General features: G+C 39.8%; 18 protein-coding genes. 11 read left to right on the top strand and 7 right to left on the bottom strand.

The window, feature by feature from the left end; genetic code table 11:
• The first annotated feature begins 156 nt into the window (after positions 1-156).
• Positions 157-351, top strand: a complete 195-nt coding sequence (locus IM509_RS13165; protein ID WP_052275514.1) for a hypothetical protein — start codon at positions 157-159, stop codon at positions 349-351.
• 238 nt (positions 352-589) lie between these two features.
• Here IM509_RS13165 and IM509_RS13160 read toward each other — a convergent pair whose 3' ends face one another.
• The gene (locus IM509_RS13160) at positions 590-2017 is read right to left on the bottom strand and encodes a glycosyltransferase family 2 protein (protein WP_052275515.1); all 1428 of its coding nucleotides are present in this window, start codon (positions 2015-2017) and stop codon (positions 590-592) included.
• Between the two features lie 211 nt (positions 2018-2228).
• On the opposite strand from IM509_RS13160, the gene IM509_RS13155 reads away from it, so the two are divergent.
• Positions 2229-3464, top strand: coding sequence for a bifunctional sterol desaturase/short chain dehydrogenase (locus IM509_RS13155; protein WP_052275516.1), 1236 nt, complete (start codon positions 2229-2231; stop codon positions 3462-3464).
• A 10-nt stretch (positions 3465-3474) separates the two neighbouring features.
• Here IM509_RS13155 and IM509_RS13150 read toward each other — a convergent pair whose 3' ends face one another.
• The 3 genes from IM509_RS13150 to IM509_RS13140 form a co-directional block, all read right to left on the bottom strand.
• Positions 3475-4419 carry an NAD(P)-dependent alcohol dehydrogenase gene (locus IM509_RS13150; protein ID WP_052275517.1) on the bottom strand — a complete coding sequence of 315 codons (945 nt, stop codon included), beginning with the start codon at positions 4417-4419 and terminating at the stop codon, positions 3475-3477.
• A gap of 2 nt (positions 4420-4421) precedes the next feature.
• Positions 4422-4808 carry a hypothetical protein gene (locus IM509_RS13145; RefSeq protein WP_072923715.1) on the bottom strand — a complete coding sequence of 129 codons (387 nt, stop codon included), beginning with the start codon at positions 4806-4808 and terminating at the stop codon, positions 4422-4424.
• Between the two features lie 85 nt (positions 4809-4893).
• Positions 4894-5598, bottom strand: coding sequence for an acyl carrier protein (locus tag IM509_RS13140; RefSeq protein WP_052275519.1), 705 nt, complete (start codon positions 5596-5598; stop codon positions 4894-4896).
• A 536-nt stretch (positions 5599-6134) separates the two neighbouring features.
• On the opposite strand from IM509_RS13140, the gene IM509_RS13135 reads away from it, so the two are divergent.
• Positions 6135-6665: a universal stress protein gene (locus tag IM509_RS13135; RefSeq protein WP_185236877.1), complete on the top strand. Its 531-nt coding sequence runs from the start codon at positions 6135-6137 to the stop codon at positions 6663-6665.
• Here the strand turns inward: IM509_RS13135 and IM509_RS13130 are convergent.
• Positions 6655-8814 (bottom strand): ComEC/Rec2 family competence protein, encoded by a 2160-nt coding sequence (locus tag IM509_RS13130; RefSeq protein ID WP_072923720.1) that lies wholly within the window; start codon positions 8812-8814, stop codon positions 6655-6657. The genes IM509_RS13135 and IM509_RS13130 overlap by 11 nt on opposite strands.
• A gap of 54 nt (positions 8815-8868) precedes the next feature.
• Complete coding sequence (gene sppA / locus IM509_RS13125; RefSeq protein WP_185236876.1) at positions 8869-10680, bottom strand: signal peptide peptidase SppA; 1812 nt, start codon at positions 10678-10680, stop codon at positions 8869-8871.
• Between the two features lie 663 nt (positions 10681-11343).
• On the opposite strand from sppA, the gene IM509_RS13120 reads away from it, so the two are divergent.
• Positions 11344-12714: a DNA cytosine methyltransferase gene (locus IM509_RS13120; protein WP_072923722.1), complete on the top strand. Its 1371-nt coding sequence runs from the start codon at positions 11344-11346 to the stop codon at positions 12712-12714.
• A gap of 16 nt (positions 12715-12730) precedes the next feature.
• On the opposite strand, the gene IM509_RS13115 is transcribed toward IM509_RS13120, so the two are convergent.
• Entirely contained in the window at positions 12731-12970 is a 240-nt protein-coding gene (locus IM509_RS13115; RefSeq protein WP_002732327.1) for a type II toxin-antitoxin system HicB family antitoxin, read from the bottom strand.
• Positions 12971-13311: 341 nt separating this feature from the next.
• Between IM509_RS13115 and yhdJ the strand changes: the two genes are divergently transcribed.
• From yhdJ to IM509_RS13080, 7 genes are all read left to right on the top strand, one after another.
• Positions 13312-14199: an adenine-specific DNA-methyltransferase gene (gene yhdJ / locus IM509_RS13110; RefSeq protein WP_002751178.1), complete on the top strand. Its 888-nt coding sequence runs from the start codon at positions 13312-13314 to the stop codon at positions 14197-14199.
• On the top strand, positions 14180-15298 hold the full coding sequence (locus IM509_RS13105; RefSeq protein WP_072923725.1) for a restriction endonuclease: 1119 nt from the start codon (positions 14180-14182) through the stop codon (positions 15296-15298). Before yhdJ ends, IM509_RS13105 begins: the two co-directional genes overlap by 20 nt.
• Before the next feature lie 59 nt (positions 15299-15357).
• On the top strand, positions 15358-16992 hold the full coding sequence (prfC, locus tag IM509_RS13100; RefSeq protein ID WP_052275524.1) for a peptide chain release factor 3: 1635 nt from the start codon (positions 15358-15360) through the stop codon (positions 16990-16992).
• 111 nt (positions 16993-17103) lie between these two features.
• Positions 17104-17814, top strand: a complete 711-nt coding sequence (locus tag IM509_RS13095) for a lysophospholipid acyltransferase family protein (protein WP_072923728.1) — start codon at positions 17104-17106, stop codon at positions 17812-17814.
• Between the two features lie 284 nt (positions 17815-18098).
• Positions 18099-19130: a GntR family transcriptional regulator gene (locus IM509_RS13090; RefSeq protein WP_072923730.1), complete on the top strand. Its 1032-nt coding sequence runs from the start codon at positions 18099-18101 to the stop codon at positions 19128-19130.
• 377 nt (positions 19131-19507) lie between these two features.
• Entirely contained in the window at positions 19508-20632 is a 1125-nt protein-coding gene (locus IM509_RS13085; RefSeq protein ID WP_002756598.1) for a vWA domain-containing protein, read from the top strand.
• A gap of 17 nt (positions 20633-20649) precedes the next feature.
• A complete protein-coding gene (locus tag IM509_RS13080) occupies positions 20650-23805 on the top strand; it encodes a tubulin-like doman-containing protein (protein ID WP_072923733.1) in 3156 nt (1051 codons plus the stop codon).
• Positions 23806-23848: the final 43 nt, after the last annotated feature.

Below are 23848 nucleotides of genomic sequence, written 5' to 3'. Positions count from 1 at the left end.
GTCTAAAAAAGTAATCGATTCCCTATCTAAATAATCGATCAATTGAGGAAAAAATAACTCAATAAATTCGACAAAAAAGGTGGAGATTAACTCCTTAAATAAGCGGTCATGGTCAATATTATTAGTCATGTAATGTCATCTTAACTAATCTGAGCGATGAATGACTACTCGTCCCTATTGTATTCTGAAAAGTCGGTTTTGGCAACGGATTATTATGACCTTACCCCCTTAACCTACGAGGAGAGGGGGATGCTTCCCGCAAAAAACCCCACAGAAAACGGGTTTCTTGAAGAAACCCGTTTTCTCGATAAGAAATTAATTACATTTTCGCTAGATTTAACCTTAAAGTGATTAACAAGCGCAGACATTCCACTAACCGATCACAAAAAAAAACTGGAGCGAGCGCTTTTCGCCACCCCAGTGCTGTCACGGAATTCAATTCTGTATCTAAATTAACACATTATTGGCAGCAAGCATGATTAAGGAAATTGGAAATTTTTCCCAAAGGGGTTTCCAAAGGCTGTTACCTTGACTGACAGGGGATTTCGAGCCTGATAAAGCCAAAGTTTTGGGAGTCTATCCTCGAAAATTAAACTTCGGCGCTGAGATGTTCCCCCAGATGAACGGTTTTCACCCATTTTAAACGTTTAGGACGCAAAGCCATCCGTAGGCTGACACTGGGAATAATAATAAACCAGTGCATCATATAAATCATGCCGCGAATGGTTTGAGCCAGGATGTCCAAACCGAGAGCAAAAGTGAATTTTTTACCCGTATTGACTCGGATTAATCCTGTCACCATCCCCCAGAGAGAAAGGGAAAGAGCCAAACCAGTTAAAGGCGTTAAAATCGGGGCTTGATGCTGGGTAATTGTGATTAAAAGATCGGGAATAGCGGCCGCAGGTAAGATATATTGAACGAGCAAAAAAGCAATTAAATCAAACTTTTTCGGCCAAGGCATGGGAGACTTTAAAATTGCTTTCCAATAGTCGAGATAACGCTGAAAACCACCCTCGGCCCAACGATTGCGCTGATGCCATAAAGCGATCGCAGTTGTCACCCCTTCTTCCGCTACTGCGGGAAAATTTAAGACATTAATTTTCCAATTATCAATATGGAGACGAATAGTTAAATCAAGATCGTCGGTGATCGTTTGTTCATTCCAACCCCCGCAACGATTTAAGGCACTACGACGGACAAATTGACCATTTCCGCGCAATTCTCCGATCCCTCCCACTGCGATCCGTTGCTGTTGGAAACAGCTATCAAAGATCATTTCTACCGCTTGTCCTTTGGTCCAGAAGTTTTCGGCAGCATTGGCGATCGCTTTTCGCACCTGTACCGCACCCACTTCTCGATCGTCGAACATTGGGACCACATGACGCAGTAAATCGGAGGATAATCCCGCATCCGCATCGAATACGCCGATAATTTCCCCGTTAGTCAGGGATAAAACCTGATTCAAGGCGCCAGATTTGCCACCTCCGGCATTAGCAGGACGATGGAGAATTTTTAATTGGGGATATTCTAAAGCAAGGCGATCAAGAATTGCACCGGTGTTATCGGTACTATAGTCATCGACGATCCAAACTTCTAACTTATCTTGGGGATAGTCTAGATGACAGAGATAATTAACCAGCTTCGTGATTACAGTTTCTTCATTTTTGGCCGCTACTAAGAGGGACACCCTGGGGACAGAGGCTAAATCCCAATCTGGCAAAGGAATTGGCGGCGTTTCTGGTTTCGTGAACAGCAGCCGCAAAGCTTGCCCCGATAGTACCATAGTTAAGGCGATAATTGCCCAATAACCCCAACTCAGCCAATGAAGTCCGATAATTATTGTCCAGATCGCCATGAGGCTAAAAGCCGCTTTCTGTCTGCGTCCCGATCGGCCTTGAAAAATTTCGCTCCTAAATTCCTCCTCCTCATCTTCGGGATCGGACCAGTCAGATAGGAGGGAACCAATCGGGTCTAATTCTTCGTTATCATCCTCTCGCGACCAATAATTTTCTGCCATAATCGACTCAGGTTAAGTAACTGTTCAAATAGAAGCTTATTTCTTGCTTTATCTTACCGAAAATTGTTAAAATTTTTAACGGAATCTTAAGTTTTTTCGGTAAAGAAACCCCAGTTTTTCAGGCTATTGGTTCCTTTTACCCGATAAATGCGCTTTTTCGGCTAAGATTGCTTTGTTTACATTCGTTGAGAAAATTTAACATTTATCCCCTATGTCAAACCTGCTCCTCTGTGTCGGACTGATTTGTGGCTCAATTATTTGGGTGGAGATCGTGCGTGATTGCTATCATGCTCTGGCCCACCATTGGCAGCCCCTTTATCGTCTGCACGTCTGGCATCATCGGGTTTTTCGTCCCGATCTGTCGGTAATGAGCGAGGAAATTTATCGTCGGGCGCACTGGTACAATGATGTACCGGAGGCCTTGGTGATGTTGGCTGCCAGTGTTTTACCGGTACTACTGGCCTACTCTTGGGGGTTCGATCGCCCTTGGTTGGGTTGGTTAGGTTCCCTTTATACTTTGGCTTTTCTCAGTACGGCGATCGGTCGAGGTTTAGGTATCGCCAATCTGGAGGAATTAACCGATTTAACCCATCGTCCGGGGGAATTTGAGAGTTTTCCCGCTCAATGGCGCGTTAATCGTACCTACCACTGGCGACACCATTTTGATAACCAAAAGGCTTATTATTGTGGCACTTTCACCTTTATGGATAAATTGATGGGGACGGCACTTTCTCTCAAGGGTAAAACGATCGCCATTACCGGAGCGAATGGAACTTTAGGGCGATCGCTGTTAAAGTACCTACAACTGAAGGGAGCCAAGGTGATCGCGCTCACTTCTGGGGAGAATGCGATCGCTCTTGAAATTAACGGCGAATCAGTACCCGTAAAAACCGTGAAATGGCAAATCGGCGAAGAAACGCAACTTGAGAACCTATTTAAGTCTGTAGATATACTGATTTTAAATCATGGCGTTAATGTCCACGGCCAAAGAACCCCAGAAGCGATCGAATTAGCCTACGAAGTGAATACTTTTTCCGTCTGGCGTTTAATGGAATTATTCTTCAAAACTGTCCGCACTAACGAGCAAATTGCCCGCAAGGAAGTCTGGGTGAATACCTCGGAAGCGGAGGTTAATCCTGCCTTTAGTCCCCTCTACGAACTCAGTAAACGAGCGATCGGTGATATGATTACCCTGCGTCGTTTAGATGCTCCCTGTGTGGTGAGAAAGCTAATTCTTGGCCCTTTTAAGAGTAATTTAAATCCTGTGGGTATTATGTCGGCCGATTGGGTGGCTAAACAGATTATCAAGGCGGTACAGAGGGATAGCCGCAATATTATTATTACTATTAATCCCTTGACTTTTATCACCTTCCCAATTAAAGAATTCTCTGTTTCTACCTACTTAAAACTATTTACTCGTTCCCCAAAAAATCGGGAAAATCCCTAACTATTTATCCTTAATCGGGGATTAAGACTATTTTTCCGCGCACTCTTTCCGATTCACTATAATTATGAGCTGCTGCCACCTGGGAAAAAGTATAGGTGCGATCGATTCTAACAGTTAATTTACCCGATTCGATCGCTTCTTTGAGAAATTGCCAGTCAGACGCTTGTGCTTGAGCAAAAAATATCAGTTTCCCTTTTTGGGGCAACCAAGCACCGAGATAATTTAAGAGGATAATTCCTGGATTTGGGAGGGTGGTTATATAGGTCCCTTGGGGTTTTAAAAGCTGACGACAGTGCCAAAAAGAAGACTTAGCCACAGCATCGAAGATTATATCATATTTCTGCTCAGTTTTTCTCCAATCTTCTTGGGTATAATCGATAACTTTATCTGCTCCTAAAGAGGTGACATAATCGATATTTTTACTACTACAAACTCCATCTACTTCCGCAGAGAAAATTTTCCCTATCTGCACAGCAAAGCTACCCACTCCTCCCGATGCACCATTAACTAAAATCCGATTTCCTGCTTTAATATTGCCAAAATCTCGCAAGACTTGCAAAGCGGTAGAAGCAGCTAAAGGGGTGGCAGCAGCTTCAATAAAGCTCTGATTAGGCGGTTTTTTAACTAATAGGGAAGCGGGAATAATTGCATATTCAGCATAGGTTCTACCGGGTAATTTATTGACAAAACCAAAAACCTCATCTCCGATCTGGAATTGTTCCACCTGACTGCCTTTTTCAACGATAATTCCACTATAATCAAAACCTAATTGCAGGGGAAATTTATTACCTGTGGCTATTTTGAGCATTCCCCGACGAATCTTCCAATCAATCGGATTAATTCCCGCTGCCATAATCTTAATTAAGACTTCTTTCCCTTGGGGAATTGGCTTTTCTATTTCGGTGTATTGGAGAACATTACTATCGCCATAGCGATTGATGATAATAGCTTTCATAATTAAGAAAAAAGTTGGTAAAATAGTAAAGGAGCAAAAGTAATGACCAAGAGAACAAAAATCCAAACTCGTCCCGCTAAAAGATTATAATCTTGCCCTAATCTTGACCAAGAATGACCAGCGATAAAATGACCGAACAGAAACTCAAACCCCACTGTTAATACTAACCAAATTAAACCGATAGTAATTGCTTGACCGGAGGATTCTAGACCCCAAAAATAGACAAGAGTGCCAATATAAAGACTAAAAAAGAGGATTCCTGTCAGGGTAGAAATTTGATGGGCGCGCAGTTCATCGAGATATTTTCCGTAGGTGGTTTCTCGGAGGATACCGTTACTAACTCCTATTACGATCATCGGTAGCCATAGGACAATGTAGCGACTAATCATAAGTTGTTGGTTTAGAACTCGCTCTAATTGGATTATAGCTATACTTGGCTGATAACTTGAGATATTTTCGTAAAAATTAATATTGTTACTTGCCTAAATTTTCAGCCAGATAATCAACTAGCTTTTTCACTGTTGTAAATTCTTGGCATTTTTCTTCTGAAAGTTCTAGATCAAATTCTTCTTCTAAAGTCATGATTAATTCAACTGTATCAAGTTCATCTCCTCCCCAATTTGAGACTAATAAACCATTACTACAAGAACCATAAGAACTATAAAAGCTAGAAGAACTATAACTACTGAGGGTTTCCTTAGATTTTAAATAAAATAGTTCATCATCAATATGTATCTCAGACTTTTCCACATCTAATTGATCACTAATTATCTCTTGAACTTTGATAAAAATTGCCAGTTTTCGTTCATTGTCTTGTGACGTTATTTTCTCGGTATCATCATTGTTTTTATCGTTAATAACAGCATTAGCTTTTTGTTCTGCTATTTTAATAGCTTTCTCTTCATTGATTCTCCTTGATTCCAATAGACTGGATTGACTGAAAAATAACTGATATCTCATAACTTCAATTCTAGAATTAATTAAGTTTCGTATTATATGAAATTCTACTTTATGACCACTTTCCTTGTAAATTCTTGTGGCTAAATCCCAAACAATCTGATCGCGGTTTGCTTCTAGCTGGTTTAATTTTTCTTCACTCAGAGATACCATATCATCCAAATACTGATTGATCATCATTGCCAGAATTTGCATCTCATAATTTTTGCTATCTTCATTCATTCGACTAGATCCTCTGCTGCAAAAAATCTCAACCATATTGTATCTTAAGATAAATACTTTTATAAAAAATCTAGGGGTGCATCTCACATTTGCAGAAATACCGACAATCAGCAATTATCGGTGACTCTTAGATGATTACAAATGTATCAGCATCTGGCTGTAAGCATCCCACCGAAAAGCTAATGCGCTCCGGGGTTTGGGTAGGGTTGATTCATGAATCAACCCTACCTTGAATCAACCCTACCTTGAATCAACCCTACCTTGAATCAACCCTACCTTGAATCAACCCTACCTTGAATCAACCCTACCTTGAATCAACCCTAGGGTATCGTCTCGGAGTCTCCCCAAATTGTTAATTTTTTTGGGGATTTAGCTACATCATCCGAAAAATGTCACACTAGAGGTAGGGGAGCGTCAACTATCAGTCATCAGCTTTCAGCAATTTTTGGCTATTTCCCCAGGGTATTGCTGGCAGCCGATGGGAAAAAAGATTAACTTCAACCCTGACGTTATCTGCTATCGAGGAGGCTAATTCTATGAATAATACGGAAACACTCTCAGTCGATCGGGATACCAACAAACTCTATAATAAAATTCTCGTGGCTGTGGATTATCAAGATGTCACTCCAGAGGTATTGAATACGGCTATTCTCTTAGCGAAAACCTACGCTAGTGAGTTGCGAATTGTTTATAGTCTGTCTAAACCTTTGACTCCCTACACGGAAACTTTTATTTATGGTAATCTGATCGGTTATGGTGGCGGTTATCCCCCCGATATGATCGCCTTAGAACAACAAATCACCGAAGAAATGCAAGCGGAATTACAAGCTTGGTTAAACGGTTTAGTCGATCGAGCTAAGGAGGATAATATCATAGCCCGGGCTGATTATTATATCGGTGATCCGGGCCAGAAAATTTGTCAAGTTGCCCAGCAAGAAGGGATAGATTTAATTATTGTTGGTCGTCACGGTCGATCGGGTTTATCTGAGTTAATCTTAGGTAGTGTCAGTAATTATGTAGTGCATCATGCTCCCTGTTCGGTTTTGGTAGTACACATCACTCATTAATTAGAAAGGGTTGAAATCCATTTTTTGCTGTCCATTGAATCGCACCATCTCTCCCCGTCCAGTAAGTCTTAATCCGGGCCTTTCTCAGTTGATTTCTGGCATTACGGGAGAGATTGTTGGTGACGGCGATCGCTGTTTGAGGTCGAATGGACTCTAACCATTGTTTATCTAGATTGCTTCCCTGCCATAATAACACTAGGGAGCTGAATTCTTGGGATAAATTAACGGGATTTTTCGGGTTGATAATCCAGAGCCAAGATTGATTTTTTACCTGAAATTTAAATAAATTTTTCTCGAGCAATTGTCCAGTAATTTCGCCGAGATTAAATTTTTCTAACTGGGATAAAGTAATAGTTTTTTTGATTGGTATGTCCTCACTGATAGTTGAGAATTGCGCCGAATTATTGACGGTTATTGCTCCTTGTATTTGATTAATTCCCTCCTGTCGCAAAAAAGGCAAAACTGTATAACGTGCTGTTGCGGGTTCCTCCCCATTAATTAAGAGAGTATTTCCTCGATTTTGAATAATTATTACCGGTTGCGATTTGGTGGCTAAAACTGTCACCTGAGTTAAAGTTAAATGCTGATAAATAATCGGTATTAAAATTAAAGTGAGGATAAATAAACCGATTAAATGCCACCGTTGACGAAACCAGATATTAAAGCAGATTAAGGTAAGGCAAATATAAATAATTAACATCACTCCTAAGGATAATTTACCTGTGGAGTAGGTACTAAAAGGAAGCAGACTAAAAAAGTTGGTAATTTGCAGTAATAACTCTAGAGGGTAATAGAGAATACTAGCACCGATACTGCCCAAAGGGGGATAAATTAAGCCTAAAAAGGCAGTAAAAACTCCTCCTAAACTAATCAGGGTAACTAGGGGAGTTGTGATAATATTAATGGGGATATTATAAAGAGCGATCGAGTTAAAGGTAAACATTAATAAAGGCATAGTCCAGAGAGTGGCAGCTAGACTAATAGCTATAGGTTCAGCGATTAAATTAGGGAAATAGTCAATTTTATTTTTCAGTAAGGGAACGGTAATAATTAATCCCAAAGTCGCTAAAAAACTTAACTGAAATCCTAAATCCCAAATCCAGAGAGGTTGCCATAATAATAGAATTGTAGCCGCTAGTAACAGGGAACCTAAACTATTAACTTGTCGATTATAAAGCAGACCAATTAATGCGCCAATTCCCATCAAAATCGCCCGCAGAACTGAAGGTTGTAACCCTGTTAAAGTGCCGTAAATTATTAAGATAGTAACGGCAATAGTGAACTGTTTTTTAGGGGATAAATTGCGAGTAACAGTTAAAACAAATCCCAACAAAATAGACACATGAAAGCCAGAAGCTGCTAAAATGTGAGCCAATCCAGTTTTAATAAATAAATCAGTGATTTTTGCTGGCAAATTAACCGCTTGTCGTCCGAGGGTAATCGAACTTAATAAAGTGCCTTTTTCTTGGCCTATTCCTTGAATTTGTGCCTCAACAATGCGCTGACGAATCTGCCAAACTCCCCAAGTCGGTGATTTTTTATTGATAATTATTTCCCCTTTTAAACCAGCAAAAGCACCCTGACGCGCTAGATAATTAGCAAAGTCAAAAGCATTGGGATTATTGGCACGACGGGGACGATAGAGTAATCCTTTAACTGTTATTTCTTGTCCGGGATAAACCTGATTTTCTGCTAGATTTGGTAGAGTAACGTAGAGTTTACCTGTGGATTTTTCCTTTGGTAAATTATTGAGGCTAAATTCCTTTACTTCTAACCAAAATTGTAAATTTTCTCGGCGATTGAGACGAATTTCTGATATAATACTGCCCGTGATTTTAATAGAGTTAACCACATTATTTTTTAAAAGATGACTGATATCGTTTGCGCTGGGGTAAGGAGTGCGAATTTCTAGATAAACAACGGCAAAGATAGCTATTAATCCCGCTATCAGCCAAATTTTTTGCGGGGGACTTTGCCACCAAAAACGACGGATAAAAGTTGTGGTTAACAGGGTAATTAGACTGATAATAACAATTCTAATTACCACTTCTTGCCATCGGTTTAACTGGGGACTAAAATCTAGCAGACCTGTAGATAATAATCCCAAAATATAGGCTAAACCAAGAATAACGCTATTAGGGCGATTCATAGAAATTTTTGTCAAAGAATTTCAGAATTAGAGAGCATTATTTTTACCTAAGTATCAGCGAAAATCGAGATTAAAAAGTAACTTAGCATAAACACTATGGGTATCGTTAAATGTAGGTAACTTCAATAATTCCTGCTGAAAATTTTGCCATTCCTGCGTCAAAGGGTGATTATTTTTAGTTAGAGGAGGAAGATAGGTTTGCAAGAAATTAGAGACAAGTTCTTCTTGCCAACTTTGCGATCGAGGATATTCTTTAAGACTCCAATCATCTCCTAATTTAGCTGTTTTGGCTGCGTATTGTACTGCCGCTTCTAGACCACCGATTTGATCAACTAAACCAATTTTAACCGCATCTTTTCCCGTCCAGACACGACCTTGGGCCACAGTTCTAACCTTGTCTGGGGATAATTTTCGCCCCTTGGCTACCGTCTCGATAAATAAATCATAGAACTGATTAACTGCCGCTTGATAAATTTCTAATTCTTGGGGATTTTTCGGTCTGGTAATAGTAGATATATCGGACAATTTTCCAGTTTTAACCGTATCCCAATCGATGCCATTATTATTAGCAATCTTCTGGATATTTAACAACAATCCAAACACACCGATCGAACCAGTAATTGTATCATTATCGGCAAAAATTCTTTGACCACCCATCGCAATCCAATAACCCCCAGAAGCTGCCACATCACCCATAGAAATAATTACCGGTTTTTTCGCATCTAAACGCTTAATTTCTCGCAGAATCACCTCGGAAGCGGTGGCACTTCCCCCCGGACTATTAATTCTCAAAACTACCGCTTTTACCTCCTCCTTCCCTTGTAATTTTCGCAATTCCTTCGCCAATTTATCCCCACCGATTTCGCCTCTATCTCCCTGACCTTCTACGATTGTCCCTTCTGCATAAACTATCGCTATTTGATCGCTACTATCTTCCTCCTCATCGAGAGAACTAGCATAATTAGCTAAAGAAATTTGCGAAAAGGAGCCAGAGTTTTCCTCCTGATTAGTTTTATTTTTTGCTTCTCCTGTCAAATCCTTTGCTAAAGCAATTACTCGATCTAAATGGGCCACTTCATCAACAAAACCCGCCTTTTTCGCTGTGGTTGCTTCCAGAATACCTTGAGTATCAGAAATAGTTTGCACCTGTTGGGGTGTTAAATTGCGACTTTTGGCCACTGTGGAACTATAATTAGACCAAATTGTATCGAGTAGGGTTTGCAGCTGCTGACGATTCTGGACACTTAAATCCTGACGCGTATAGGGTTCCACCGCACCTTTAAAAGAACCCACTTTTACCACTTGTACCCCCACACCATATTTTTCTAGTGCATCGGCAAAAAAGGTTTGTTGACTACTTAAACCATTAATTTCCATTCTCCCCACGGGATTAATAATCACCTTTTCAGCAACGGAAGCGAGATAATATTCCTTTTCCGTCCATTCCACATCGTAGGCGATAATTTTTTTACCCGATTGGCGAAATTTTGCCAAAGCTTGCCGCACTTCCGTCAGGGTAGCATAGCCATATTCACCGACAGTGCCGCGACCGTAGAGTAACAGACCGACAATACTATCATCAAGGGCGGCCTTTTCGATCGCCGCTATCACCTGTCGCAAATTTAAAGTGATCCGACTCTCACTGGTCAAACTATCGGCTAAACTTGAACTAGGGGGAGCATCGCTGATATTGGTGGCTAAGTTAAAGACTAAGACTGATTTTTCCTTAACTGAGGAGCTATCGCTAGAAATCAGGAAAGAAAGCAGTAAAAATGCTAATCCCCCCACACCTAGGGACGAAAATACCAATAATCCCAATAAAGTTCCCAAGCAACTAGCGAAAGTTTGTTTAAAAAACTGACCCATCGGTTTTCATCTACTACTAATTATCCTGTTTCCTATTGTAGGGATTCCCCGCCCAGAAACAAGTTTTTTATCTGACTGCCTGACACATCTTGCTGAATCACCGACAGGTTAAGACACGGATGCGAGAGAACCAAATTCGGTCAAAGAAATCTTGTTTAGCTGGCTTGGAAGCAAAAATTGGTTCGAGGGATGAAACCCTTATAGAGAAAGACATTCGGCTATTTTTGTCAATTGTTTTCGCTCTAGAACAAAAGTGGTCTAGATTTTTTACTTCTATCTTTGACATTTTTCTTGACTTGAATATTTTTTGAGAACTTTTTTAGTTTCTCACTTTTTCTGCCCGAAGAGCATAAGTATAAATACTTAAGTTATTTTCATTTTATATGCTACCAGTCATAAGCTGTTGACTATCTAAATTGCTCGTTAAGGCTGCAAGGGAGAAGGGAGCAGGGAGAGGAAGTTTGAGCATTTGTACTAAAATTTTCAATCCGCAGTTTAAATTCAGTACAGCTTACTACAATTGGAAGTGCGGAATGTGGGTTAGAGGTCTATTATTGTCGTGCCTCTATCGGCTGAAAATACCGAAAAAAAACTCTTAAGTTATACTAAAATAATTAATACAGATAGGCATCTTCCCAGACGGTGAAAAGGAATTATTGACCCTTGAAAACCACAGTTAAAGTCAGCACACAAACCCAATTACCCCTACATCTAGTTATCACCCATCCCCAGTATCGTTTTATCGATTTATTCGCGGGAATCGGTGGGTTTAGAATCGCTTTGGAGAAATTGGGAGGACGTTGTTTAGGCTATTCAGAAATTGATAAACAGGCCATCCAAGTTTATCAACAAAATTTTATTAGCTATCTCAACAGCGATGAAATTGCTTTCGGAGATGTGAGTAAAATTAGCAATTTACCCGATAATCTCGATCTTATTGTCGGCGGCGTTCCCTGTCAACCTTGGTCGGTGGCGGGATGTTTACGGGGATTTGAGGACCCCCGGGGAAAACTCTGGTTTGATGCGATTAAATTAGTCCAGAAAAGTCAACCGAAAAGCTTTATTTTCGAGAATGTCAGTGGGTTAGCTAGTCCTCGCAATCAGGAGAATTTAGAGTTAATTATCGATGAATTAACCAGCTGTGGTTATCAAGTTTACTGGCAGTTATTAAATGCCTACGATTTTGGTTTACCCCAGAATCGCGAGAGAGTTTTTATCGTAGGAATTAGAAAAGATATAGACAACTATGATCGGTTTAAATTTCCTTTACCTTTGGGTATCCATCCGAAGGTTTTAGATATTTTAGAAGACATCAAGAATATTCAACCCGTCGAGAAAGTCAAGTTATCCGCAGATACTTTATTTAATGGTTTTGTTCCTCCATCGAGAACTCGTTTTCAAAAAGAAGATGAATTAAATGACTTTTTTATTTTTTCTGATTTAAGAAATGGTCACACAACTATTCATTCTTGGGATATTATCAAAACTACGGAACGACAAAAAAGTATCTGTTTAGCTTTGCTGAAATTAAGACGCAGTAAAAAGTATGGCGAAAAAGATGGTCATCCCGTGGCTTTTTCTGCTTTTTTGGAAATTATACCCGATCTAAAAATCGAGGAACTAAATCAGTTAGTTTCTCTGGGGATTTGTTGGCAAACGCAGGAGGGGAAGTATGAATTTATTAACTCGAAAAATATGACGGGAATTAACGGCATTTATCGGATTATTTTACCGACGGCCGATATTATTCCTACCCTAACCGCTACGGGTGCTAAAGATTATATTGCTACTATTTCAATTACCGCTACTCATCCCCAAGAATACAAACAATTGTTTTTAAAGAAAATCTATAAACCCAAAAAGTTTCGAGAAATTACTCCCCAAGATGCGCGTAAATTACAAGGATTCCCCGATAATTTTATCTATCATCCACAGCCGGCTATCGCTAAAAAACAATTCGGAAACGCTGTTCCTGTACCAGTGGTGGAGGCAGTAGCAAGAAATTTACTGGAAATAATTCGTCCCGATTATTAGACTGCGGGATACTGACTCATATTAAAATATTTAAAGGCTTAAAAATCAAATCTTCTTTGGGAATGGGTTGATGATCAGCTATCAAACTTTCGAGGTACAATTCCATAGCTTCTGTAATATTGACAATCGTTTCTTCAAAAGTGTCTCCTTGAGAATGACAACCTTTAAGCGCAGGACAAAAAGCGTGATAACCACCGTCTGACTCTTTTTCTAGAATAACGGTGTAGTTATAAATTTGTTTGGTATTATCACTCATAACACTATCAGTTGTGGATTTTAAACTATCCTAGTTACACTTAAGAAATGCTGGATAAAACACAAAAATTTTACCTGTCAACCCCTCCACCCCAATTATGTCAAAATTATTTGACCAATAGTTGACATTCGATACATTGTTTAACAATATTTACAATACTTTGTAATTTTGTTGACAAATATAAATTTTCCCAACAAATCTTATAGGATTGATCTTGAAGCCCTCAGCTTAATTGAAAAATAAAGAACTAAAAGTGGATGTTCTGATATCTGAAAAATTCTCTAGGTGCTGAACGCTAATAGCTAGTAAAAATCTAACTACTTTAAATTGAAAAAATGATCATGTTTAAACGATACGAAGCTGATGAGCAAGTTATATTTCATGGTGATTCTTTGCCGATTTTATCCAGTGAGATTGCCTCTAATTCTGTAGATCTAATTTTTCTCGATCCTCCCTATAATATAGGTAAGCACTTTGCCGATTTTTACGACAAATGGGAATCGGAAAATGATTATATAAATTGGGCAAATCAAATTCTTGATCAGTGTCTTCGTATCTTGAAACCCCAGGGAACATTATATGTTATGGCCAGCACTCAAGCAATGCCTTACTTTGATCTTTACTTAAGACAAAAAATGACGATTCTTAGTCGCATTATCTGGCATTATGATAGTTCAGGAGTACAAGCAACAAAATACTTTGGTTCGATGTATGAACCAATACTTCACTGTGTGAAAGATAAAAATAATTACACTTTTAATTCAAAGGATATTAAGATAGAAGCAAAAACTGGAGCAAAACGAAAACTAATTGATTATAGAAAAGCGATTCCGAGTCAATACAATACAGAGAAAGTACCAGGCAATGTCTGGTATTTTCCTAGGGTAAGATATCGCATGGATGAATACGAAAATCATCCCTCACAAAAACCTGAATCATTGCTAGAAAGAATTATTTTGGCCAGCACTGACAAGAGTGGAATTGTGCTTGATCCCTTTGCAGGAACTTTTACAGCTGCAGCTGTAGCTAAACGTTTGGGAAGAATTTCTATTAGTATAGAATTACAAGAGGAGTATTTAAAAATTGGTCTTCGACGGATTCTCGGATGGCAAGAATACAAGGGAGAAAAGTTACTCCCTCCTCAAAAAAGCTATAGTAGAAAAAGCGAAAATAAACAAGAATCTAACTTTGTACAGGAGAGTCTTTTCGATGTCGATAGTAAAGCATGAATTCACCAAGATAATTATTAAAATTATCGATAATTACTTTCCCAATCAGGGAAATAGCATTTTAAATGCTAGTGAGTTATTGCAATATTTGAACATTAAAACTAGAGCCGCTAATCGAGGTTCTAAATCCCGAGCAGGATTGGCTAATCATTATGCCATTTATGTTTTAGTGGAAGACTATATTAATAATGAGTTTCATCTTAAGGATGGATACGACGAGTATCAAGGCGCTCAGTATATTACACTTTTTCGCAGGCAAAGGGAGCTTCCTTTTGGCAATAAATTACAAAATCATGCTCTCAATCATCGATTAAATCAGGAATTTAACAAGTATTTTCCCACTTTATCTTATCTGCCGATAATTAGAGATGTTAAAACCAATAGATACTGGATTAATGAGAATCTAATTAAGGTTTCTCTAGAGGGTAATCAAGTTAATATTGCGCCAGTGATTATAGATATAATTGATACCTATGTGCAAACAAGACAAAAAGCATTTAATCAATTTATCAGCTATTGTCAACAGATGATTGATATTCAACAGCAAGATCCCCAGAAAGCCATTGAATTTATTCGGAGTTTACTCAGACCAAACATTGATGCTAGAGTTTTTGAGATTGTCAGTTATGCAATTCTTAAAGAGTATTATGGGGAACGGAAAATATATTGGGGATGGTCGCCTGATCAGTTAAACTCTGAATACTTACTTTTATATAAAACTGGTCGAACAAATGCCAATGACGGGGGGATAGATTTTGTCATGAAACCCCTAGGTCGATTTTTTCAAGTTACGGAAACGATAGCTGCTGATAAATATTTTTTAGATATTGATAAAGTGCAAAAATATCCCATTACTTTTGTGGTTAAAACCGAGCAGACTTGCGAGGAAATTTTAGAAAAAGTTGCGGAGCAAGCTAAGATAAGATACAAGATCAGGGCAATTGTCGAAAGATATCTAGAATCGGTAGAGGAAGTGATCAATATTCCCGAATTAATCAACCGTTTTGAGCGGGTTTTAGCTCAAGGTAAAGGAGGAGCGGTAATTGCAGAAATGGTTTTACAGAGCCGGATTGAGTTTAACCTAGAATCAGAGCCATAAAGATATCTAACTCCCCAGCTAAACTAGAATAGAAAGATAGGAAAGCGATCGAAATTAGAATGACGACCGAAATTGAAAAAGAACTAGAAACCGGCGAAGCTGTCTTGGAAAAACGGCGAAATTTTGCCATTATCTCCCACCCTGACGCAGGAAAGACCACCCTGACCGAAAAACTGTTACTATACGGGGGTGCAATCCATCAAGCGGGTGCAGTCAAAGCAAGACGCGACCAACGCAAAGCCACCTCCGACTGGATGGAAATGGAAAAACAACGGGGAATTTCGATTACTTCCACGGTTTTACAGTTCGATTATCGTGATTTTCAGATTAATCTCCTCGATACTCCCGGCCACCAAGATTTTAGCGAAGATACCTATCGTACCCTAGCCGCTGCCGATAATGCGGTGATGTTAATCGACGCGGCCAAAGGTTTGGAACCCCAAACGAGAAAACTCTTTGAAGTGTGCAAACTGCGGCAGTTACCCATCTTCACCTTTGTTAACAAAATGGATCGCCCCGGCCGCGAACCCCTGGACTTATTGGACGAAATCGAGCGAGAATTAGGATTACAGACCTATCCCGTCAATTGGCCGATCGGAATTGGCGATCGCTTTCGGGGAGTCTTCGATCGAGCCACCCAGACCATACACCTGTTTGAACGTCGCTCCCACGGCTCTCAGGAGGCGCAGGAAACCGTGATCGAGCTTGGCGACCCCAAAATTGAGGATTATCTCGAAAAAGACCTGTATTACCAGTTAAAAGAGGATATAGAACTGCTCTCGGAATTGGGTGCGGAATTGGATTTGCCAGCAGTCCACGCAGGAGAAATGACCCCGATCTTTTTTGGTAGCGCGATGACCAATTTTGGGGTGAAATTATTCCTAGAATCCTTCCTCGACTATGGATTACTACCCAGAGGACGCAATTCCTCCCTAGGAGTCCTTGATCCCACCTATCCCGATTTCACCGGTTTTGTCTTCAAACTGCAAGCAAACATGGACCCCAAACATCGGGACAGGGTAGCCTTTGTGCGGGTATGTACGGGGAAATTTGAGAAGGATATGGTAGTAAACCACGCTAGAACTGGTAAAACTATCCGTTTATCCCGTCCTCAGAAACTTTTTGCCCAAGATCGCGCAGTTATTGAAGAAGCTTATCCCGGAGATGTGATCGGATTGAATAACCCCGGGGTCTTTGCGATCGGTGATACGATTTATATGGGTAAAAAGCTCGAATACGAAGGGATTCCCTGTTTTTCTCCGGAATTATTCGCCTATCTCAGAAATCCTAACCCTTCCAAGTTCAAACAGTTTCAAAAAGGAGTCTCGGAATTGCAGGAAGAAGGGGCCGTACAGATATTATCCTCGATCGATGAATTTAAACGCGACCCGATTTTAGCCGCCGTCGGTCAATTACAGTTTGAAGTGGTGCAATTCCGTCTTTTAAGCGAGTACGGAGTCGAAACTACCCTCGAACCCCTAGCCTATAGTTTAGCCCGTTGGGTCGCCGGGGGTTGGGCCGCTTTGGAAAAAGCAGGTAAACTCTTTAATACTTTAACCGTCAAAGATTATTGGGGTCGTCCCGTCTTATTATTCAAAAATGAGTGGAATTTACAGCAAGTCAAAGAAGATCATCCCTCTTTGCAATTAAACTCGATCGCACCGGTAGGAGCGGGAGTACAACCCCAATCCTAACCATTAATCCCTCAAGACAATTGCCGAACTGGTCAGGACAAGATAGCGACCCCCAGACAACTGCACTAAAGTGGAAGTGGTCAGAAAGTCTCGATCTTTCCTAACAATCGGATGTCTCAAAGCACTATCGTTGACGAGTCCCTCACCATTAGAAAAATTCCTGCTGTCAATTCCCGAATTAATCCCTGTTTAATTCGCTTTTGTTATTTTCTGGGAAATTATCTGGTTTTACCAGCTTTTTTCAGCAAAATAACGGTTACGGGCCAGGAAAATATTCCCCTAACGGGGGGTGTCATCCTTGCACCTACCCATCGTTCCCGTTGGGATGCGCTGATTTTACCCTACGCAGTGGGACGCTTAGTTACTAGACGCGATTTGCGCTTTATGGTTTCCGCTAACGAGATGAAAGGGGTACAAGGTTGGTTTATCCGACGTTTGGGGGGTTTTCCCGTCAACACCGATCACCCCGGTATGGGTAGTCTGATCCATAGTGTCGAACTTTTGGCCGCGGGGGAAATGGTGGCGATTTTTCCAGAAGGGGGTATCTGTCGCGATCGAGTGGTTCATCCCCTTAAACCGGGAGTAGCGCGGATCGCGTTGGAAGTTAAGACTATGAAACCCGATGCAGATATCAAGATTTTGCCAGTAAGTATTAGTTATAATCAGCCTTACCCCGGATGGGGAAGCGAAGCGACAGTAAATATCGGTCAAGGGATTGATGTGCTTGATTATCAACAAAACTCGCTAAAACGGGAAACTGTCCGCTTAACCAAAACCTTGAGCGATCGCTTAAAACTTCTCCACGAGGATCAATCCCCTTAATCAGCTGTTGACTATCTACCGCACAAGTGGGATTTCGGGGACGGACTAAAATTATTGTTTTAACTATTTTTCAGCAAAAAAGTGGCTTTTCTAGTTTAAATAAATAATACTAAATCTGGTTATTAGTGCATGAGTAGAAAACGGGTTTCTCGGAGAAACCCGTTTTCTGTGGGTTACTCAACGGATTTAGTATAACATCTTGGTTTTTGCTGCTTCTAGCTCCTGAATACTGCCTCGAAGACCCCTCAGAGCCGTGAAAATGTCCGATTGTTGCAGGGGGTCTAATGATAGAATGGGCATCAGCGAAAGTAGTTTGTGAGCGAAGTGATCCGATGCAGTTCCAAATCCAGCCAGACAGTGAAATACCCGCCTCTAAGCAATTATTTGACCAAATTCGCTTCGCTATCGCCTCTCGTCAGTATCCACCAGGCCATCGTTTACCTAGTACCCGTCAACTAGCTATGATCACGGGATTACACCGTAATACGATAAGTAAAATTTATCAACAACTGGAAGACGATGGGTTAGTGGAATCCATAGCAGGTTCGGGGATTTATGTCAAGGCTCGCGGGCATGAAAACGATAATTTATTGGGTTCGCCCCTATTGGAACAAAATCCAGAAATAGGCCGACTAATTCGCCAGAGTTTGGCTGGTTTTCTCGCTCAAGGTTTAACTTTAGAGCAAATTCGCGAGTTATTACTGGCGGAAATCGATTGGCGATCGCAGTGTAGTTCTCAAGTTCTTGTCACCATTCCCCGTCACGATTTGGGTGCAGGGGAACTAATGTTGAGAGAATTAGAGCAATCCCTCAAAATTCCCGTCCAATTAGTGGCAATGGAGGATTTAGCCCAAGTTTTAGCCAATACTAAATCTGCCACTGTTGTCACCAGTCGCTATTTTATCAGTGTGGCGGAGGAAATTGCTGCTCCTTTTCAGCTGCGAGTCATTCCCATCGATATCTACGATTACAGCAAGGAATTGGCATTAATCAAAAAATTACCCACCGATAGCCGTTTGGGGATTGTCAGTATTAGCACCGGTATTATTAAGGTGGCCGAAATTTTAATTCATAGTTTACGGGGCGATGATTTATTAGTTATGTCTGCCCAAATTCATGAAACGGATAAGTTAAAAGTTTTAGCTCGAACTTCCCAGACAATTATCAGTGATCAAGCGAGTTATACTTTAATTAAAAATCTAATTAAGGAAGTGCGATCAGATTTAATTCGTCTGCCAGAAATTATCTGTAGTGATAATTATATTGGGGATAAATCAATTCAATTGCTCAGACGAGAATTAGGATTAGGTGGTTAGATGATAAGCTAGGACACATTTTAACCTCTGAATCTCCCCCAATCCCTTTACTGTTACCTCTTGCCTTATCTCAACAAGCAATTTAAGTAGGGAGGCACAATTATTTGTAGGATGGGTTAGCGGTAGCGTAACCCATGCTGGCGTTGGGTTTCATGCTTCAACCCAACCTACGTTCATCTTATATTTAATTCCACTCACCCACTTAAATGCGCGGGCAGCTGAACTTTAAAATTTAGTTTAATCTATGGTTACTATTGACAATGACCTAGGGCAAATCGAGAATAAAAGCGAAAAAAACTTTTAAGAAGTATTATTTTTTTAGTACAATGGGGCAAGGATAGGGATAAGCTCAATTTTTCACTCTCGGACGAGGTTAGATGAAAAGTGCTGACTGTTTAACGGTATCCCCCGGGGAACCGCTTACCGATTGGCAAAAACTCGGATTAGATTTGGTGGCTCGTTGGCAGGGACGAGATGTTATCCTAGCGATCGATCTTACCGGCAGTGTTAACTTTAATGATGAAGGACGCACGCGCCTCGGTCAAATTATTCGCGATAGTTTAAAAAATAACGATTCCGTTTATTTAGTCCCCTTTGCTGATAATGTTCAACCGATTACAGAACCGATTTTAATTCGCGGAAGGGAAGATATAGACGCGGTTTTAAAGTCAATTCCTTGGCAATCTAGCCAAAGTGCTAAAAATACCGATATTCAGCGCGCAGAATGGCACGTTTATCCCCGACTGGCACGCTTAAATCAGTGTCGTTTAACTGCCAATCAAGCTATCAAACCCCAGTCGGTAGTTTGGATTACCGATGCACCCCTTTCTACTGCCGCGGGGATTACTTCACAACAGTGGATAGAAACCCCAAAAAATAGCCCTTTTCGTCTTGCTAATTCTCCCGAAAGTTTGGAAAGACAAAACTGGCTTAATTCCCTACCAATTAATCTAAGAACTCAAGAAATTACTGCCACTAACGGCAATAAATATAAACTATCAGTTGTCGATATTGCTCCCACAGCACAAGAGTTTTGCACTCCCGCACCGGGAGGACAAGAAACCTGTTTGATTAATCCTTATCTCTTGAGTCAGTTATGGTTGCCAGCATTGGTAATTACATTAATGGGAATTGGGGGAATAGTAGCGAGTATTTTGGGAATTCGTCACTGGTTGCGGTTAAATACTGCTTGGACTATTAAAGTCTCATCTAATGATGATGACAATGAAACCCAAAAATATATTTTAAAAACATCCGAAAGAATTAACATCGGTGGTGATGAATATCATAAGAATACCATTCCTTGTCATGGGGAAGAAATTCGCTGCTATTTAGAAAGACGCGGCAATCAGTTATATCTAAAACCCACTAAACAAGCAGAGATTTTTTATCGAGGTAATCAACTAACTCAGGAGGTGAAGATAGATAAAAATTACCTGACTTTAACCTATCACCATAACCATCAAGATTTCGACCTACAAATTCAGATTAGCAAAAAATAACTCAGGAGATTTAAACCATGGCTAACACCAGTCAAACCCGCGCTATCAAACGGACAGTTATCATCGGATTAGGTGGTACTGGTCGAGATGTGTTAATGAGAATTCGTCGCTTTATTATTGATAAGTATGGGAAGTTATCTAACCTACCCGTTGTCAGTTTTGTTCATATTGACACAGACAAAAACGCTTTCAATGGTTCGGGTTTACCCACAGGAAATAGCTATCACGGGGAAGAAATTATTCTATCAGCTGCCGAAAGAGTATTCATTAATATGAATGCTCAGGATGTTAACAATCTAATCTTTGAACTTGAACACAAAACCCTTTTTGAAAGTCCCTTTTCCCATATTGAAAGCTGGTTAGACCCAAGACTAAAAAAACAAATAACTGCCATTGAAAATGGTGCGGGGGGTATTCGTCCCGTCGGTCGTTTAGCTTTCTTCCATAACTATCAAAAAATTCAAGAGGCAATTGAAGCAGCGGAAAGACGAACTTCTGGTCATGAACCCTTTATGTTTAGCGGTAAAGTTAATGGTCAAAGTTTTAATGTCCAAGAGGGTTTAAATGTCTTTGTTGTCGGTTCTTTGTGTGGGGGAACTGGTAGCGGTATTTTCCTCGATGTGGCCTATACTTTGCGTCATATTTTACAACAAACCGCCGAATATACATCCTTTGGTTATTTAATAATTAGTCCTAAACTTTATGGTGATGGGGCAATTATGAGAGCTAATACCTATGCAGCTTTGAAAGAGTTAGACCATTATACCAATGAAAGTAATTCCTTTCAAGTCTGTTATGATAAACAAAATTTCGTCAACATCGATGAAAAACGTTCTCCTTTTGATTTTGCCTACTTAGTTTCTAATCGCACTGCGGGAGATTACCGGATTAATAACAAAGGTAAATTATGTAACGTCATTGCTTACAAGATTTTCTTGGATTTTGCCGATGAGTTATCTCCTCACATCAAAAGCAATCGGGATAACTATAAAGACCCGATGATTCGTAAAGATAATCATCCTTTTCAGATGTGTCAAGGTTATATCTCCTTTGGACTAGCGAGGATTTATTTTACTCGCGACCGAATTGTGCAGATTGGTCTCAATCGTTTTAGTCTCAAATTAATCAAATTTTGGTTAGAGGGATATGGTCAAAGTCCCAGTGGACAAGAGTTATTAAGTAAGTTCCTAGCTAATTGGAGTACTCAAAGTAATAAGGATTATTTTACTGCCAGATTGGAAGAAGCAACCCTAGAGAATAATAAAACTTTTTCTAAGACTTTAACCTCTTGGAAAAATTCCCTAGAGGAAGAAATATCCAATAGTCAAGATTTGGAGAATTTACCCCAAACCGTCAAGCAATCCCTAGAAAAAGAGTTTCGCAAAGTACAAGGGGGAGAAACAGATAGCAGTCGCGGAATCTGGTTAACTCTGACCCAACAAACGCAACCCAAGTTAATCGAAAAATTTAAGTCAGATATTGACCAATTTTTGGAGATTCTTCTTAATCCTGATAGCTTAGAATTTTCTTTGGAAAATAGCCTATCTTTTTTGGTCGCTTTACAAGTACAGATTAATACCTACAAGGGGAATCTAGAGGAATTATCTCAGGATAATAAAGGGTTTCATTCCTCGGAAAAAATTGATAACATTTGGCGAAATGTTAAACAAACTCTCGAAGATATAAACGGGAAAAAGTCTGTCTTCAAGATGTTTAATAAAAATGCCAATAGTGAGAGAATCAAGGCCGAGTTAAGAGACTACGTTCAAAGCGGACAAAAATTAATTCAGCAGAACTTTAATTTCAGCATCAATGGGGAATCCAGAAAGATTGTTGAAGCGATTCTCAAGCATATTTCTAGTCGAATACTGCAGATACAACAACTGAAAGAATCCCTATATCAGCTAATCACAGAATACGATAAATACGAACAGGAGTTAATGCAGTTAAATCTCGACGAGATGACTGGGGAAGGTATTTTCCCAGAGGAGAATATTGATAACTGTATCCCTGACAGTAACTCCCGAACTCAATACATTTCCGTTAGCCAAAAAGTCACTAATAATTTAGGCTATAATGCTTCCTTATTCAGTTTATTTAGCCAATCCTTTGTTATTGATAATGAGACTCTCAAAGAGACCCTAACAGCAACAATTGAGAAACAGTTTCAATCAGTAAGCACTAATAAGATTGATGCAGTAATTAAGCGATTTATGGGTCAATATAAACCCCATGATTTTCCTGAACGCTTGGCGCAAATTCTGCGAGAAGCTGATTTAATGTTACCCATAAATGTTAATGATGCTTACTATCGCTTGGAACCAGATAAAGCATTACTAATTGGGACTAAGGATGATAATTCACCCACCATGCAAAGATTCCTGAAGACTCTCGAATCTGATTTAAATATTAATCGGGGTACTTCTTTTAAATCAATTCAAACGGACGAAGAAATCCTAATTACCTACGAATTTGGTGGGTTTCCCCTAAGAATCATTACTGATTTATCTGGGTTACAAAAAATCTATCAAGACCAAAAGAGAATAAGCATTTTACACAATGATTACAGGATAGATTTTGCTGATATTATCCCACCACCTGCGAAATTAATTGAGGAATTAGAGTTTATTTTCTATCCCGCAATTGCTCTCGGTTTACTAGAATACGATGAGGAAGATGATACTTATCAATTAGTCATCGAAGGCGATTTATTTAACAATAAGTCCATTATCGATATTAGCGGTAATTGGCGACTTGCTTTAGAACAATTTGCATCTCGTAAGGACATGATTAATGCTTTACAGATACTGCTTAATCAGGCAAAAAATGAGATTTTGGCTAATCCTCCTCTATTATTTACTAACGAGGGTGATTATTTCCAGAACGTCAGCTATTTTGTCAACAATGTCAAAAATTTACCCTCCTATCACCCCAATTATCGCTACAAAGATAAGGTAGCTGGACAAGATGGAAATACTCGACAGGAGGCAAAAGAAGGAATTATCACCCGTTTTGTTAATCAACTGAAAATGGAACTAGAAAAACGTGCTGCTGAACAGAAAAAACTCGACAAACAACAGCAAAAGCAACAAACTTTACTGGGAACAAATAATAACAGTAGTCAACCCAGTTTACCCCCAGAGGTTAGCACTACTGATGAATGGTCAAATTAATCAATCTTAATAATGTTTCCCCAGCTATCTGAGGAAACATTCA

The organism is Microcystis sp. M31BS1 (assembly GCF_020245285.1).
Lineage (GTDB): Bacteria > Cyanobacteriota > Cyanobacteriia > Cyanobacteriales > Microcystaceae > Microcystis > Microcystis panniformis.
The sequence above is the reverse complement of the archived record's forward strand: the minus strand, read 5'-3'. Positions and strand labels throughout refer to the sequence as shown.

Bases quoted from the DNA above. Each gene is read 5' to 3' on its own strand.
- IM509_RS13165 (WP_052275514.1), top strand. From the start codon at position 157: ATGAATGACTACTCGTCCCTATTGTATTCTGAAAAGTCGGTTTTGGCA.
- IM509_RS13130 (WP_072923720.1), bottom strand. From the start codon at position 8,814: ATGAATCGCCCTAATAGCGTTATTCTTGGTTTAGCCTATATTTTGGGA.
- IM509_RS13115 (WP_002732327.1), bottom strand. From the start codon at position 12,970: ATGAGTGATAATACCAAACAAATTTATAACTACACCGTTATTCTAGAA.
- IM509_RS13150 (WP_052275517.1), bottom strand. From the start codon at position 4,419: ATGAAAGCTATTATCATCAATCGCTATGGCGATAGTAATGTTCTCCAA.
- IM509_RS13080 (WP_072923733.1), top strand. From the start codon at position 20,650: ATGGCTAACACCAGTCAAACCCGCGCTATCAAACGGACAGTTATCATC.
- IM509_RS13105 (WP_072923725.1), top strand. From the start codon at position 14,180: ATGTCGATAGTAAAGCATGAATTCACCAAGATAATTATTAAAATTATC.
- IM509_RS13095 (WP_072923728.1), top strand. From the start codon at position 17,104: ATGTCTCAAAGCACTATCGTTGACGAGTCCCTCACCATTAGAAAAATT.
- IM509_RS13145 (WP_072923715.1), bottom strand. From the start codon at position 4,808: ATGATTAGTCGCTACATTGTCCTATGGCTACCGATGATCGTAATAGGA.
- IM509_RS13140 (WP_052275519.1), bottom strand. From the start codon at position 5,598: ATGAATGAAGATAGCAAAAATTATGAGATGCAAATTCTGGCAATGATG.
- IM509_RS13155 (WP_052275516.1), top strand. From the start codon at position 2,229: ATGTCAAACCTGCTCCTCTGTGTCGGACTGATTTGTGGCTCAATTATT.
- IM509_RS13135 (WP_185236877.1), top strand. From the start codon at position 6,135: ATGAATAATACGGAAACACTCTCAGTCGATCGGGATACCAACAAACTC.
- yhdJ (WP_002751178.1), top strand. From the start codon at position 13,312: ATGTTTAAACGATACGAAGCTGATGAGCAAGTTATATTTCATGGTGAT.
- IM509_RS13085 (WP_002756598.1), top strand. From the start codon at position 19,508: ATGAAAAGTGCTGACTGTTTAACGGTATCCCCCGGGGAACCGCTTACC.
- prfC (WP_052275524.1), top strand. From the start codon at position 15,358: ATGACGACCGAAATTGAAAAAGAACTAGAAACCGGCGAAGCTGTCTTG.
- IM509_RS13160 (WP_052275515.1), bottom strand. From the start codon at position 2,017: ATGGCAGAAAATTATTGGTCGCGAGAGGATGATAACGAAGAATTAGAC.
- sppA (WP_185236876.1), bottom strand. From the start codon at position 10,680: ATGGGTCAGTTTTTTAAACAAACTTTCGCTAGTTGCTTGGGAACTTTA.
- IM509_RS13090 (WP_072923730.1), top strand. From the start codon at position 18,099: ATGATAGAATGGGCATCAGCGAAAGTAGTTTGTGAGCGAAGTGATCCG.